At 66.1% G+C, this 14,316-nt stretch carries 13 protein-coding genes; 10 read left to right on the top strand and 3 right to left on the bottom strand.

What is annotated here, in order from left to right:
• Nucleotides 1–182: 182 nt before the first annotated feature.
• The 3 genes from serA (at nucleotide 183) to E0E05_RS14280 (ending at nucleotide 2,433) form a co-directional block, all read left to right on the top strand.
• Nucleotides 183–1,778, top strand: coding sequence for a phosphoglycerate dehydrogenase (gene serA, locus E0E05_RS14290; RefSeq protein WP_131617324.1), 1,596 nt, complete (start codon nucleotides 183–185; stop codon nucleotides 1,776–1,778).
• Between the two features lie 79 nt (nucleotides 1,779–1,857).
• The gene (locus E0E05_RS14285; RefSeq protein ID WP_131617323.1) at nucleotides 1,858–2,148 is read left to right on the top strand and encodes a type II toxin-antitoxin system RelE/ParE family toxin; all 291 of its coding nucleotides are present in this window, start codon (nucleotides 1,858–1,860) and stop codon (nucleotides 2,146–2,148) included.
• Nucleotides 2,149–2,433 (top strand): addiction module antidote protein, encoded by a 285-nt coding sequence (locus tag E0E05_RS14280; protein WP_039724038.1) that lies wholly within the window; start codon nucleotides 2,149–2,151, stop codon nucleotides 2,431–2,433.
• A 6-nt stretch (nucleotides 2,434–2,439) separates the two neighbouring features.
• Here the strand turns inward: E0E05_RS14280 and E0E05_RS14275 are convergent, their stop codons facing one another.
• Nucleotides 2,440–3,354, bottom strand: coding sequence for a DMT family transporter (locus tag E0E05_RS14275; protein ID WP_131617322.1), 915 nt, complete (start codon nucleotides 3,352–3,354; stop codon nucleotides 2,440–2,442).
• Between the two features lie 164 nt (nucleotides 3,355–3,518).
• On the opposite strand from E0E05_RS14275, the gene E0E05_RS14270 reads away from it, so the two are divergent.
• A complete protein-coding gene (locus tag E0E05_RS14270; RefSeq protein ID WP_131617321.1) occupies nucleotides 3,519–4,817 on the top strand; it encodes an adenylosuccinate synthase in 1,299 nt (432 codons plus the stop codon).
• 38 nt (nucleotides 4,818–4,855) lie between these two features.
• The gene (locus tag E0E05_RS14265) at nucleotides 4,856–6,946 is read left to right on the top strand and encodes a hypothetical protein (RefSeq protein WP_131617320.1); all 2,091 of its coding nucleotides are present in this window, start codon (nucleotides 4,856–4,858) and stop codon (nucleotides 6,944–6,946) included.
• 125 nt (nucleotides 6,947–7,071) lie between these two features.
• On the opposite strand, the gene rpoH is transcribed toward E0E05_RS14265, so the two are convergent.
• Entirely contained in the window at nucleotides 7,072–7,980 is a 909-nt protein-coding gene (gene rpoH / locus E0E05_RS14260) for an RNA polymerase sigma factor RpoH (protein WP_131618054.1), read from the bottom strand.
• Between the two features lie 150 nt (nucleotides 7,981–8,130).
• Nucleotides 8,131–9,123 (bottom strand): RluA family pseudouridine synthase, encoded by a 993-nt coding sequence (locus tag E0E05_RS14255; protein WP_131617319.1) that lies wholly within the window; start codon nucleotides 9,121–9,123, stop codon nucleotides 8,131–8,133.
• Between the two features lie 79 nt (nucleotides 9,124–9,202).
• On the opposite strand from E0E05_RS14255, the gene E0E05_RS14250 reads away from it, so the two are divergent.
• The 5 genes from E0E05_RS14250 (at nucleotide 9,203) to E0E05_RS14230 (ending at nucleotide 14,315) form a co-directional block, all read left to right on the top strand.
• Nucleotides 9,203–9,559 (top strand): DUF6476 family protein, encoded by a 357-nt coding sequence (locus E0E05_RS14250; RefSeq protein WP_131617318.1) that lies wholly within the window; start codon nucleotides 9,203–9,205, stop codon nucleotides 9,557–9,559.
• Nucleotides 9,560–9,723: 164 nt separating this feature from the next.
• Nucleotides 9,724–10,812, top strand: coding sequence for an ABC transporter ATP-binding protein (locus E0E05_RS14245; protein WP_131617317.1), 1,089 nt, complete (start codon nucleotides 9,724–9,726; stop codon nucleotides 10,810–10,812).
• A 99-nt stretch (nucleotides 10,813–10,911) separates the two neighbouring features.
• Nucleotides 10,912–12,054, top strand: a complete 1,143-nt coding sequence (locus E0E05_RS14240) for an extracellular solute-binding protein (protein WP_131617316.1) — start codon at nucleotides 10,912–10,914, stop codon at nucleotides 12,052–12,054.
• 103 nt (nucleotides 12,055–12,157) lie between these two features.
• The gene (locus E0E05_RS14235) at nucleotides 12,158–13,447 is read left to right on the top strand and encodes an ABC transporter permease (protein WP_131617315.1); all 1,290 of its coding nucleotides are present in this window, start codon (nucleotides 12,158–12,160) and stop codon (nucleotides 13,445–13,447) included.
• A 10-nt stretch (nucleotides 13,448–13,457) separates the two neighbouring features.
• Entirely contained in the window at nucleotides 13,458–14,315 is an 858-nt protein-coding gene (locus E0E05_RS14230) for an ABC transporter permease (protein WP_039723762.1), read from the top strand.
• The last annotated feature ends 1 nt before the right edge of the window (nucleotide 14,316 follow it).

Raw genomic sequence — 14,316 nt, 5'->3', positions numbered from 1 at the left:
CACCCTCACCCTCTCCCCGCACGCGGGGAGAGGGAGACCTCGGCATCGCACCAGAAGCGCCACCAAGACCGTGAAGGCGGACGAGCGGGCGGTGCGGTTCGCGACCCCTCTCCCCGCGTGCGGGGAGAGGGTGAGGGTGAGGGGCGGATGCTGAAAACGTTTCCATATTGAGGACAACACCCGTGACCAAACCCCGTGTACTCGTCTCCGACAAGCTCTCGGAAACCGCCGTGCAGATCTTCTCCGACCGCGGCATCGACGTCGATTTCAAGCCCGATCTGGGCAAGGATAAGGACGCCCTTCTCGCCGCGATCGGCGACTATGACGGTCTCGCCATCCGCTCGGCGACCAAGGTCACCGAGAAGCTGATCGGCGCCGCCGACCGCCTCAAGGTGATCGGCCGGGCCGGCATCGGCGTCGACAATGTCGACATCCCGGCCGCCTCGCGGCGCGGCATCATCGTCATGAACACGCCGTTCGGCAATTCGATCACAACCGCCGAACACGCGATCTCGCTGATGCTCGCCGTCGCCCGCCAGATCCCGGCCGCCGACACCTCCACGCGCGCCGGCAAGTGGGAGAAGTCGAAATTCATGGGCACCGAGATCACCGGCAAGCGGCTCGGCGTGATCGGATGCGGCAACATCGGCTCGATCGTCGCCACGCGCGCGATCGGCCTGAAGATGCACGTTCTCGCGTTCGATCCGTTCCTGTCGGACGAGCGGGCACGCGATCTTGGCGTCGAGAAGGTCGAACTGGACGAACTGTTCACGCGCTCGGACTTCATCACGCTGCACACCCCGCTGACTGACAAGACGCGCAACATCATCGATGCCGGGGCGATCGCGAAGATGCGCGACGGCGTGCGCATCATCAACTGCGCGCGCGGCGGGCTGGTCTCCGAAGCCGACCTCGCCGAGGCGCTGAAGTCCGGCAAGGTGGCCGGCGCCGGCATCGACGTGTTCGAAACGGAGCCGGCGACGGAGAACCCGCTCTTCGACATTCCCAACGTCGTCTGCACGCCGCATCTGGGCGCCTCGACCGCCGAGGCGCAGGAGAACGTCGCCCTGCAGGTGGCCGAGCAGATGAGCGACTACCTTCTGCGCGGTGCGGTCTCGAACGCCATCAACATGCCCTCGATCACCGCCGAGGAGGCGCCGGTTCTCAAGCCGTTCGTCAAGCTGGCCGAGGTGCTCGGCTCGTTCGTCGGGCAGGTTGCCGAGTCGGCGATCCTCGAGGTCGAGATCCTCTATGACGGCATGACGGCGAACCTGAACACCAAGGCGCTGACCAGCGCGACGCTGGCCGGGCTGATCCGCCCGCAGGTGGCCGACGTCAACATGGTCTCCGCGCCGATCATGGTGAAGGAGAGGGGCGTGATCGTCTCCGAGGTCAAGCGCGACAAGTCGGGCGTGTTCGACGGCTACATCAAGCTGACCGTCAAGAGCGCCAACCAGACGCGCTCGGTCGCCGGCACGGTGTTCGCCGACGGCAAGCCGCGCTTCATCCAGATCAAGGGCATCAACCTCGATGCCGAGATCGGGCGCAACATGGTCTACACGACCAACAACGACGCGCCGGGCATCATCGGCATCCTCGGCACGACCTTCGGCAGCAACGGGGTGAACATCGCCAACTTCCAGCTCGGCCGTAACCGGCCCGGCGGCGATGCGATCGCGCTTCTTTACGTCGACGATCCGGTGCCCGAGCACGTGCTCAACAAGGTGCGCGAGTTCCCCGAGATCCTGTCGGCCAAGCCGTTGGTGTTCGACGTGTGATTACCTCTTCGACCGCGGCTCTTGTCTGCATATGGGCTGATCGATTGCCGGGACGATATGTGCGCTGTATGATTGCGCCATGATCGAAGTGCGCAAGACGGCGGTCTTCGAAAGATGGTACGCCGGCTTGCGCGATGTTCAGGCGAGGGTCCGGATCGATGCCCGGATTGATCGCATCGGCCTTGGTAACTTCGGAGATGCCAAGTCGGTGGGATCGGGGGTGATGGAGCTGCGGCTCGCCTTCGGACCCGGCTATCGGCTCTACTACACGCGCCGACACGGCAAGGTCGTCGTGCTCTTGTGCGGTGGTGACAAGGGATCCCAGCGAAGGGACATCGAGATGGCGAAGCGGCTGGCAAAGGAGCTCTGAATGGTCCTCGAAACCACCCGGTGGGATACGGCAGAAAGCCTGCGATCGCCCGAGTACATCGCGGCTTACCTCGAAGTGGTGTTCGAAGAGGGCGATCCGGCGCATATTGGGCTGGCGCTCGACAATGTCGCCCGCTCCGAGGGGCTCGGCGAGATCGCCCGCAAGGCCGGGGTTTCCCGTGAGGCACTCGCCGCGGCGCTGACCGATGAGGGCGACCCCAGGCTGAGCACGTTCATCGGCGTGATGAAGGCGCTCGGCCTCAGAATCGTCGCCGAGGCCGCCTGATCCGGCTCAGCGCTGGCGTGCCGGTTTTCTCTCGGCCAGCCAGATGCCGCCGATCACAAGCACCAGCGCCAGCGCGTGGTGCAGGCCGAACACCTCGCCCAGAACGAGGATGGCAAGGACCGTGCCGATCACCGGCACGAGGTTGACGAACAGGCCGGCCCTGTTCGAGCCGATCATCTCGACGCCGCGGATGAAGAAGACCTGGGCGATGATCGCCGGGAAGATGGCGGTGTAGAGCACCACCATCCAGCCGCGCGCGTCGGGCACGATGCCGGCCGGCGACTGCCACTCGGCATAGGCGAAGGGCAGCGAGACGACCATGGCGGCGAACGCCATGGCGACCATCATCGTCTTCCAGTGCAGGTCGGGCTTGTAGCGAAGGCCGACCGAATAGCCGGCATAGAGCAGGCCCGCCAGCGCCATCAGCGCATCGCCGAAATTGATCGCAAGCTCCATCAGCCGTTCGACGCTGCCGCCCGAGGCGACCACCGCGACGCCGATCACCGACAGGATGAAGCCGATCATCTGCGCGATGGTGATGCGGGTTCGGAAGATGATGAAATTGAGCAGGAAGATGAACATCGGGATCGCCGCCTGCCAGATCGCGACGTTGATCGCGGTCGTGTAGTTGAGCGCCGAGTAGAGCGTGATGTTGAACAGCGCGAAGCCCGTCGCGCCATAGGCGAACAGAAGCGGCAGGTGGCGCAGCACCTTCCTGCGATCGGCCCAGAACTGCGGGCCGGCGATCACCAGCAGAATCGACACGGCGATCGCCCAGCGCAGACTGGTCAGGATCATCGGCGAGACATGGCCGACGGCCAGCTTGCCGGCGACGGCGTTGCCGCCCCAGAAGGTCGTCGTCAGAACCAGCAGTACATAGGCGAGCCGGTTGTTCGAACTCTGGGCGGTTTCGGCGGACATCGCGTCGACGGCTCTCCGTGATGGCCTCATGCATGCAACAGCGGCCGTGCGAATGCGAGCGAAATGCCGTCACCGAGACAATCGACGGCCGAGGCCCCTCGCGCTTTGGTCTGCCTGCCGCTATAGACGCCCCGTTTGTTTTGCAAGGCGGGGAATTTCGCGACATGGCCAACGTGGTTGTCATCGGCTCGCAGTGGGGCGACGAAGGCAAGGGCAAGATCGTCGACTGGCTGTCGGAGCGGGCCGACGTGGTGGTGCGCTTCCAGGGCGGCCACAATGCCGGCCATACGCTGGTCGTCGACGGCGTGACCTACAAGCTGTCGCTGCTGCCCTCCGGCGTGGTGCGCGAGGGCAAGATGAGCGTGATCGGCAACGGCGTCGTGTTCGACCCGCACGCCTTCGTCGCCGAAGTCGAACGGCTGAAGGAGCAGGGCGTGACGATCGGCCCGGACCGGCTGCGCATCGCCGAGAACACGGCGCTGATCCTGTCGGTGCATCGCGAGCTCGACGCGCTGCGCGAGGACGCCGCCTCCAATTCGGGCACGAAGATCGGCACCACGCGGCGCGGCATCGGCCCCGCCTACGAGGACAAGGTGGGCCGCCGGGCGATCCGCGTGATGGACCTGGCCAACATGGAAACGCTGCCGGTCAAGGTCGACCGGCTGCTGACGCACCACAACGCGCTCAGGCGCGGGCTGAACCAGCCCGAGATCGGCCACGACGCGCTGATGGAGGAGCTGTCGTCGGTCGCCGAGGCGATCCTGCCCTACGTCGACAAGGTCTGGAAGGTGCTCGACGAAAAACGTCGGGCCGGCGCGCGCATCCTGTTCGAGGGCGCGCAGGGCACGTTTCTGGACATCGATCACGGCACCTATCCGTTCGTGACCTCGTCGAACACGATCTCCGGGCAGGCGGCGACCGGGTCGGGCCTGGGGCCGGGCGCGATCGGCTATGTGCTGGGCATCACCAAGGCCTACACGACACGCGTCGGCGAGGGGCCGTTTCCGACCGAGCAGGACAACGAGATCGGACGGCACCTGGGCGAACGCGGCCACGAGTTCGGCGTCGTGACGGGCCGAAAGCGCCGCTGCGGCTGGTTCGACGCGGTGATGGTGCGACAGGCGGTTGCCGTCAACGGCATCACGGGCATCGCGCTGACCAAGCTCGACGTGCTCGACGGGATGGACGAGATCGACATCTGTGTCGGCTACGAGCTCGACGGCAAGCGCATCGACTATCTGCCGGCGAGCCAGGGCGCGCAGGCGCGGCTCGTGCCTGTCTACGAGACACTTGAGGGCTGGAGCGGCACGACGGCGGGCGCGCGATCGTGGAACGATCTGCCTGCCCAGGCGGTCAAATATGTCCGCCATGTCGAAGAACTGATCGGCGCGCCGGTGGCAATTCTGTCGACATCGCCCGAGCGCGAGGACACGATACTTGTGACGGACCCGTTTCAAGACTAGGTTCAGGCCCGAAATCGGGCCCATAGCGGATTGAATTCATGGCAGATTTTGCGGCGATTCTGAAGAAGACCCTCGACAAGATGGGCGAGACGACGCCGCAGATGCGCGCAAAGGTCTACGACAAGGCGCGCCAGACCGTGCAGCGGCAGATCGATGCGATGGCCACGCGACCGCCGCAGGTGGCGATCGATCGCCAGTTCGCCAAGCTCGACGAGGCGATCGCCGAAATCGAGGCCGAGCATGCGGGCGCCGCCGCGCCGGAGCCCGCCCCCGGACCGGTTGCCGATGACTTCGGCTCCGGTGCGCAGGAGGCGCCGGTTGCGCCGCGGGAGCCCGACGAACCGGCGCCGGCGGAAGAGCCGCAGCCCGAGGAGCCGCCGGTCGACGCGATCCTTGGGGCCGGTGGCGACGAGACCGGAACCGAACCGCCCCCTGCGGCCGTGCCGCAGGACGACAGCGCGACAATCGCGGCGGACTTGCCCCCGGGGGAGGAGCCCGCGCCTCCGTCCCGGACCGAACCGGCGATGGCCGAACCGGAGAGCTGGTCCGAGGATACGGCCGATCCGGGAGAGGCACCCGCAGCGGCCGATGATGACGATGCCGTCCGCGCCGAGGAGACCGAGCCCGCGCCGGTCGATTCGGTGTTCGGGGCGAGCGGCGACGAGACGGTGACGACGCCGCCTCCGCCGGCCGATCCCGACGAGCCGACCGTCGATGACGTAATTGCGTCGTTCGACCGGACCGACACCGGGCCGGATGAGGGTTCGCGGGTCGAGCCGTCCTTCGACGCGCCGGAGACCGAAGACGCCGCCGCGCCGGCGCTTCCGCGCGCCGAAGCGGACGATCCGCTTCTCGATTTCCTCAACGAGCAGCGCGACACGCTCGCCGGCAACGACGATCAGGGCCAGGCCGATGCCGACCGCGCCGCCGACATGCTGTTCGGCGAGGCGGGCGAGACGATCGGCACCACGCCCGCACCGTCGGGGGCCGGCGCCGAACAGCCGATGACCGCCGATCGGGCGGACGACGCGCCGGCACGGGACCAGATGGCCGACACCGAACCCTCGCGGGGGCCCCGCTGGGGGCTGCTTGCGATCGTGGTCGTGCTTGTCGGCCTTCTCGCCGGGGGTGGCTATGCGGCCTATTCGAACCAGGGTCCGATCCGGGCCTTCCTCGCCGATTTCGGCATCGAACTGCCGGAGATCGGCGACGGCGCCGGCACGGTCAGCGACGAGGACGGGGTGCCGGTGCGCACCGTCGAGACGATGCCTGTCGAGGGCGACGAGACCACGTCGGGCGAGGACGCGACCACCGACGATGCGGGCGCCGACGAGCCGGCCGAGACGGTCAATGCGGGCGGCACCGACGAGGCGGTGCAGAAGTTCACGCAGCGGCTGACCGAGGACGGCCGCGAGGTGGACGAGGGGCCGGCGCCGGGCGGGCCGGCCACCGGCGAGGGCAGCACCGTCGCGGGCCAGACCGTGGCGGGCGAGGGCCCGGTTGCGGGAGACGACGCGACGACGGCCCCGGAAGACGAAGGCGCCGGCGACGAGGCGGTCGCCGTGGGCCAGCGCACCATCTTCTACGAGGAGCGCACGGGCACGCAGCCGGGCACGGCGATCCAGGGCTCGACCGTCTGGTCGGTGGCCCAGGTCTCGCCGGGCGGCGACCTGCCGGTCGAACCGGCGATCCGCGCCGAGTCGGCGATCCCCGAACTCGGTCTGACGCTCGAGATGACGGTCCGCCGCAATGGCGACGCCACATTCCCGGCCAGCCACATCGTCGAACTGTTCTTCTCGGTGCCCGCCACGTTCGAGGGGCGCGGCATCGCCGACGTGCAGCGCATCACCTTCAAGAACACCGAGCAGGACCCGGGCAGCGCGCTGATCGCCGTGCCCGCGCCGATCGACACCAACATCTTCCTGGTCGCGCTGACCGACGCCGACACCGCCGTGCAGACCAACACCTCGCTGATGCTGAGCCAGGGCTGGATCGACATACCGATGCAGTACGTGTCGGGGCGGCGGGCGCTGATCACGCTGGAAAAGGGCGCCGCCGGCGACCGCGTCTTCAACGAAGTGTTCGAAGCCTGGGAGGAAAACCCGCTCGGCGAGGCAAGCGGCGGATAGCCGCGTTCGTCGCCCACGGGCCGGGACGCGCCCCGCGGTTTCTGCGCCAGAGTTCCATGAAAAAGCCCCGACGGAAACCGCCGGGGCTTTCTTCTTCCTGGTATGCGGCGTCGGACCGTCGCCGGTCAGCCGGCGTGTTCGAGTTGCGGCTGGCCCGCATTCAGCTTGGCGGCCGCGGCGATCATCGCCTTTTGCACCTTTTCGAAGGCGCGCACCTCGATCTGGCGCACGCGCTCGCGCGAGATGTCGAATTCGCCCGACAGTTCCTCGAGCGTCAGCGGGCTTTCGGCCAGCCGGCGCGCCTCGAAGATGCGCTTTTCGCGGTCGTTGAGCACGTCCATGGCCTCGCGCAGCATGGCGCGGCGATGGTCGAGTTCGTCCTCGGCGATCAGCATGTCCTCCTGGCTCTCGGTCTCGTCGACCAGCCAGTCCTGCCACTGTCCGCTCTCGCCTTCGGCGGCGCGGATCGGCGCGTTCAGCGAGGCATCGCCGCCAAGGCGCTGGTTCATCGACAGAACCTCTTCCTCGGAGACCTGAAGATCGGTCGCGATCTTCTTGACCTGTTCTTCGTTCAAGTCCGCGTCACCGAGCGCCTGAATGCGGCTCTTGGCCTTGCGCAGGTTGAAGAACAGCCGCTTCTGGTTGGCGGTCGTGCCCATCTTCACAAGGCTCCACGAACGCAGGACATATTCCTGGATCGACGCCTTGATCCACCACATCGCATAGGTGGCGAGGCGGAAACCCCGCTCGGGGTCGAATTTCTTGACCGCCTGCATCAGGCCGACATTGCCCTCGGAGACGACCTCGCCCATCGGCAGGCCGTAACCGCGGTAACCCATGGCGATCTTGGCCACCAGACGCAGGTGCGAGGTGACCAGCCGGTGCGCGGCTTCTGTGTCGCCATGCTCCTGATAGCGCTTGGCGAGCATGTATTCTTCGTCGGGCTGAAGCATCGGGAAGCGGCGAATCTCTTCCATGTAACGGGAAAGACCGTTGCTTCCGCCGGAGATGCTCGGCAGTGTGTTCTGGGCCATCATCAGCACCCTTTCTCCCTTGTATCCGGCTCCCACGTGAATGCGGCGAGCACAAGGCGCATGGGCCAAATGAAGCACCCATGCGCGCGGTTCCGTTTTTGACGGAGTTGTTCGCAAGATGGGGTCTTGCGGGCGACTTTTCAAGTCGGTTCAAAGACTTCGCAGAAGCGTGATCAGGTCCGCCATGTCCGCCGGAAGCGGCGCCTCGAAGGTCATCACGTCGCCGGTCGCCGGGTGGGCGAAGACGAGCGTCGCCGCGTGCAGCGCCTGGCGTCCGAGGGCGTCGATCGCGGCGCGAACCGGTTCGGGCAAGGTCCTGGACTTACTGGCAAATCCGCCGCCATAAACCGCATCGCCGATGAGCGGATGGCCAAGATGGGCCATGTGCACGCGGATCTGGTGCGTGCGCCCCGTCTCGAGCGTGCATTCGACAAGGCTCGCCACGGGTTTTCCGGCCGGGCCGAGACGCTCGCGCACCGCATAGTGCGTGACGGCATGGCGGGCATCGGGCTGGCTCTGCGCGACGACGGCCTGTTTCGTCCGGTCGCTGCCCGAACGGCCCAGAAACGTCTCGACGGTGCCCCTTGCGCGGTCGGGCGCGCCCCAGACCAAGGCACGGTAGCTGCGCCGCATCGGGCCGGTTCGGCCGTGATCGGCGAACTGGGCCGAAAGACCCCGGTGCGCCGCATCGGTCTTTGCGACGACCATGACCCCGCTCGTGTCCTTGTCGAGCCGATGGACGATGCCGGGCCGGCGGACCCCGCCGATTCCCGAAAGGGTCGCTCCGCAATGGTGGAGCAGCGCGTTGACCAGCGTGCCGGACGGATTGCCGGCGCCCGGATGAACGACCATGCCGGCGGGCTTGTCGATGACGATCAGATCGTCGTCCTCGTATAGGATCGACAGCGCGATGTCCTCGGCGCGCGGTTCGGCCTCGGTCGGCGGCGGCACGTCGATCGATGCGACGTCGCCTTCCACGATACGGCGCTTGGGTTCGCGCACGACCGCGCCGTTGAGCGTCACCTGCCCGGTCTCGATCAGCACCTTGACGCGGCTGCGCGAGACCGCCTCGCCGAGCGCGCCGGCGAGAAACTGGTCCAGACGCCGGCCGGCGTCGTCCGGTCCGGCGGTGACGTCTTCCATTCGGCGACGATCCTCTGTAGGGCAGGGCGCTATCGCGGCGGTGCTAGCCGGCGCCGCGCCGTCAGACAAGTGCGAGACGATGAACCAGTTGCCGCCCGAACTTGCCGAGGAAGCCCCGCTCGATCCCGCCGCCGAGCGGGTGCGCCGCAAGATGGTGCGGCTGCTGGCGGTGTCGATCGGCATCATGTTCGTGGGCATCTTCGCGGTGCTCGCGGCGATCGTCTGGCAGATGGGCGAGGCGACCCGGACGACGCTTGTCGACGCGCGGATCGCGCTGCCGGACGCCTTTGCGATCGCCGAGACCGATCTTTCCGCCGACGCGATCATGGTTCGCGGCACGGGCGTGGACGGGGCGATGATGCTGCTCGTCTTCGACCGGGCGACCGGCGAGATGACCGCCCGCTACACGCTCGGCGCGGCGCCTTCGGAGCGCTGATCGGCGCACGCCGGCAAGGCCTGTCAGTGCCTTTTTCCCGCGCGCCGGGAAAATTGATTTCATTGTACCCCTTTACAAACGGTGTCCTTGTTCGATTTGATAGAAAAGTGGGCCGGGGACGACCGTCCGGCCGGCTGGTTGAGTGAAAAACGGAGACCGGAGCCATTTCAAGAGGCGCGTCAGTTCGCTTTGAAAGCGTTCAAAAGAGCTATGATGGCGAAACGCTAGTCGTCAAAAATCTCAACCTCGATATCGCCCGCGGCGAATTCCTGACCATGCTTGGTCCTTCGGGGTCGGGAAAGACAACCTGCCTGATGATGCTGGCCGGATTCGAACCGGCCACGCACGGGGAAATCTACCTCAACGACAAGCCGATCAACAATGTGCCGCCGCACAAGCGCGGCATCGGCATGGTGTTCCAGAACTACGCCCTGTTCCCGCACATGTCGGTGGCCGAGAACCTGGCCTTCCCGCTGCAGGTGCGCGGGATCGGCAAGTCCGAGCAGCAGGACCGCATCAAGCGGGCGCTCGACATGGTCGAACTTGGCGCGTTCGGCAACCGCCGCCCGGCGCAGCTCTCGGGCGGCCAGCAGCAGCGCGTGGCGGTGGCCCGTGCGCTCGTGTTCGATCCCGAACTGGTGCTGATGGACGAGCCGCTCGGCGCGCTCGACAAGCAGCTGCGCGAGCAGATGCAGTACGAGATCAAGCACATTCACGAAAATCTCGGCGTGACCATCGTCTACGTCACGCACGACCAGACCGAGGCGCTGACCATGTCGGACCGGGTCGCGGTCTTCAATGACGGCGTGATCCAGCAGCTGTCGACGCCTGATCTCTTGTACGAGAACCCGCAGAACTCGTTCGTCGCCCAGTTCATCGGCGAGAACAACAAGCTGACCGGCGAGGTGGTCGCGCTGAACGGGTCGACCTGCGAGGTGCGGCTGGACGACGGCACGATGCTGGTCGCCGATCCGGTCAACATCAGCGGGCAGGGCAGCAAGACCACGCTTTCGCTGCGCCCCGAACGGATCGAACTGGCCCCGACGGACGAACCCGACAACGTGCTCGACGGCCGGATCGAGGAACTGATCTATCTGGGCGACCACATCCGGGTTCGGATGAACGTCGCCGGCAATGACGAATTCGTCGTCAAGGTCCGCAACCGACGCGACAAGCGGCCGATCGCCGAAGGCGACACGGTCAAGGTCGGATGGGCCGCCTCGGACTGCAAGGCGCTCGACGCGGTGGCGTGAGCGCGCAACGCAATTGACCGCGGGCACTGGTGCCCGGGCAATGGGGACGGCGCGTTCGACCATGCGTCGATGCCGTCCCGGACAAAAAGGGAGCAACGCATGAAACTCAAAACCATTCTCATGGCGACAGCGGCGGCCGGTATTCTGTCGGTGCCCGCTGTCGCCCAAAGCGACATGTCGCTTGCCGAGGCGCCGTGCGAGAACTGCGCGGATTCGATGACGCTGGTCTCGTGGGGCGGTGCCTATCAGACCTCGCAGATCAACGCCTATTCGGACCCCTATTCCGAGGTGACCGGCGTCGACATCGTCTGGGACGAATCGTCGGCCGAGGCGGTGGCCCGGCTGCGCGCCATGAACGAGGCCGGCAACGTGACCTGGGACGTCGTCGACGTCGTCGCGGCCGATGCGATCCGTCTGTGCGACGAGGGCCTTGCCATGCCGGTCGAGCATGACGAATTGCTCGCCGACGCGCCCGACGGCACGCCCGCTTCGGAGGATTTCGGCGACCTGATCGTGTCGGAATGCTTCATTCCGCAGATCGTCTACTCGACCACGTTCGGCTACCGGACGGACGTCGCGGACTGGGGCGACAACACGCCCAGCGAGATCTGCGACATCTTCGACACCGAGACGTTCCCCGGCCAGCGTTCGCTCGAGCAGCGTCCGATCGGCAACATGGAGTGGGCGCTCTACTGTGATGGCGTGGCATTCGAGGACATCTACGACACGCTCGAGACCGAAGAGGGCGTCCAGCGCGCGCTCGACAAGCTCGGCACCATCAAGGACGACGTCGTCTGGTGGACCGCCGGCGCCGAAACGCCGCAGCTTCTCGCCGACGGCGAAGTGGTGATCGGGTCGACCTACAATGGCCGCCTGTTCTCGGCCATCGAGGAGCAGGACCAGCCGATCGCCATGCTGTGGGACATGCAGATGTTCGACCTTGACGGCTGGATCATCCCCGCCGGTCTTCCCGAAGACCGCCTGAACCGGGCCAAGCACTTCCTGAAATTCGCCACCGACACGCAGCGTCTGGCGGATCAGGCCAAGTGGATTTCCTACGGTCCGGCCCGCGCCTCGTCGGCGCCGCTCGTCGGCCAGCACGCCGATCTCGGCATCGACATGGCTCCGCACATGCCGACCGACCCGGCCAATTCGGAGAACACGTTCCTGTTCAACTACGAATGGTGGGCCGACAATCGCGACGATCTGGACGCACGCTTCCAGGCGTGGCTCGCCCAGTAAGCGGAATTGCTCCACGGATGCGGCGCCCTGCGCCGCATCCGCTCTTTGATGCTACTGAATTCATTGACGATTTTGGTCCGGTATCGGACCCCGGGATTTGATCATGAGCACGGTTAGCGAGACATCTCACAGCGCCCTTCCGGACGACGGCGTCGTCCGGGCCGCCGACGGCACGCCGCTCAAGAAGAGCCTGGCCCGCGCGCTGCGCCGCGAGAAGCTGCGCTCGTTCATGCTGATCGCGCCGCTTCTGGCCTTCATCATCATCGCCTTCGTCGCGCCGATCGCGGACATGCTGTTCCGTTCGGTCGAGAACTCGATCGTGCGCGACACGCTGCCCGAGACGGTCGAAACGCTCGCCGACTGGGACCCGCAGAGCGGCGAACTGCCCGACGAGCGGGTGTTCGCGGCGCTCTATCGCGACCTTCAGATCGCCGTCGAGCAGCGCATCCATACGCGCGTCGGCTCACGCCTGAACTATCAGCAGCCTGGCATGTCCGGCCTGTTCCGGGGCACCGGCCGAGACGTGCGGCGCATGGACGAGGCCGGCCCGTTCAAACCGCAGTTTCTCGAGACGGACGAGGACTGGGCCGAGATCGAGACCTGGGCCGTCATCAAGCGCTACAGTCCGACCTATACGCCGGGCTACTTCCTGAACGCGGTCGACGCCGAACTGACCGCGGAGGGGGTCGAGCTCAAGCCCCAGAACGAGCGCATCTACATCACGCTGTTCAACCGGACGATGGTGATGAGCCTGATCATCACCTTCTCGTGCCTGCTGCTGGGCTATCCGATCGCCTATCTGCTGGCGCATCTGCCGATGCGCTCGGCGAACGTGCTGATGATCCTGGTGCTGCTGCCGTTCTGGACATCGCTGCTGGTGCGCACCTCGGCCTGGAAGGTGCTGCTGCAGCAACAGGGCGTGATCAACGACTTCCTGGTCTGGATCAACCTGATCGACGACGCCGGCCGGCTGGTGATGATCAACAACCAGACCGGCACGATCATCGCCATGACGCACATTCTGCTGCCGTTCATGATCCTGCCGCTCTATTCGGTGATGCAGACCATCTCGCCGTCCTATGTGCGGGCCGCAAAGAGCCTTGGCGCGACCGACTGGACGGCGTTCTGGCGGGTCTACTTCCCGCAGACGGTGCCGGGCATCGGCGCGGGCGCGATCCTCGTGTTCATCCTGTCGATCGGCTACTACATCACGCCCGAACTTGTCGGCGGCACCTCCGGCGTCTTCATCTCCAACCGGATCGCCTACCACATCTCGACGAGCCTGAACTGGGGCCTTGCGGCGGCGCTCGGCACGATCCTGCTCGGGCTCGTGGTGGTGCTGTTCTGGGTCTACGACCGGATCGTCGGCATCGACAATGTGAAGCTGGGATAGGATCGAACCGATGGCCTCACCGCTTCCGCCCTACGCCTCGTCGCTGCAGATCGGATGGTACTACGCCTTCCGCGTCATCTGCGGGCTGATCTTCTTCTTCCTGATCTTCCCGATCCTGGTGATCGTGCCGCTGTCGTTCAACGCGCAGGACTTCTTCACCTTCACCCCCGAGATGCTGGCGCTGAACCCCGAGGGCTATTCGCTCAAGCACTATCGGGACTTCTTCACCAATCCCGACTGGCAGCTCGCGCTGTGGAACTCGGTGACGATCGCACCGGCCGCCACGCTGATTGCCACCGTGCTCGGCACGCTCGCCGCGATCGGTCTGTCGCAGGCGCACGTTCCCTACAAGTCGGCGATCATGGCGATCCTGATCTCGCCGATGATCGTGCCGCTGATCATCTCGGCGGCGGGCATGTACTTCTTCTTCTCGCGCATCGGTCTGCAGGGCACCTATCTGGGCGTCGTGCTCGCCCACGCCGCGCTCGGCACGCCGTTCGTGATCATCACGGTCACGGCGACGCTGGTCGGTTTCGACCGGTCGCTGACGCGGGCCTCCGCCTCGCTCGGTGCCGATCCGGTCCGGACCTTCTTCAAGGTGCAGATGCCGCTGATCATGCCGGGCGTCATTTCGGGGGCGCTGTTCGCCTTCATCACCTCGTTCGACGAGGTGGTGATCGTGCTGTTCGTCGGCTCGGCCAGCCAGAAGACGCTGCCGTGGCAGATGTTCATCGGCCTGCGCGAGCAGATCTCGCCGACCATCCTGGCGGTCGCCTCGGTGATGGTGGCGCTGTCGATCGCGCTTCTGTTCACGCTGGAACTGCTGCGGCGGCGCTCGGAGCGGCTGCGCGGCCTGGCGCCGGGCTGAT

Source organism: Roseitalea porphyridii (assembly GCF_004331955.1).
Classification (GTDB): domain Bacteria; phylum Pseudomonadota; class Alphaproteobacteria; order Rhizobiales; family Rhizobiaceae; genus Roseitalea; species Roseitalea porphyridii.
Note: the sequence above shows the minus strand (reverse complement) of the source record. Positions and strands in the feature narration are given on the sequence as shown.

Excerpts from the sequence above, each read along its gene's own strand:
- E0E05_RS14285 (WP_131617323.1), top strand. The coding sequence starts at position 1,858 with ATGATCGAAGTGCGCAAGACGGCGGTCTTCGAAAGATGGTACGCCGGC.
- E0E05_RS14280 (WP_039724038.1), top strand. The coding sequence starts at position 2,149 with ATGGTCCTCGAAACCACCCGGTGGGATACGGCAGAAAGCCTGCGATCG.
- E0E05_RS14275 (WP_131617322.1), bottom strand. The coding sequence starts at position 3,354 with ATGTCCGCCGAAACCGCCCAGAGTTCGAACAACCGGCTCGCCTATGTA.
- E0E05_RS14270 (WP_131617321.1), top strand. The coding sequence starts at position 3,519 with ATGGCCAACGTGGTTGTCATCGGCTCGCAGTGGGGCGACGAAGGCAAG.
- E0E05_RS14265 (WP_131617320.1), top strand. The coding sequence starts at position 4,856 with ATGGCAGATTTTGCGGCGATTCTGAAGAAGACCCTCGACAAGATGGGC.
- rpoH (WP_131618054.1), bottom strand. The coding sequence starts at position 7,980 with ATGGCCCAGAACACACTGCCGAGCATCTCCGGCGGAAGCAACGGTCTT.
- E0E05_RS14255 (WP_131617319.1), bottom strand. The coding sequence starts at position 9,123 with ATGGAAGACGTCACCGCCGGACCGGACGACGCCGGCCGGCGTCTGGAC.
- E0E05_RS14250 (WP_131617318.1), top strand. The coding sequence starts at position 9,203 with ATGAACCAGTTGCCGCCCGAACTTGCCGAGGAAGCCCCGCTCGATCCC.
- E0E05_RS14240 (WP_131617316.1), top strand. The coding sequence starts at position 10,912 with ATGAAACTCAAAACCATTCTCATGGCGACAGCGGCGGCCGGTATTCTG.
- E0E05_RS14235 (WP_131617315.1), top strand. The coding sequence starts at position 12,158 with ATGAGCACGGTTAGCGAGACATCTCACAGCGCCCTTCCGGACGACGGC.
- E0E05_RS14230 (WP_039723762.1), top strand. The coding sequence starts at position 13,458 with ATGGCCTCACCGCTTCCGCCCTACGCCTCGTCGCTGCAGATCGGATGG.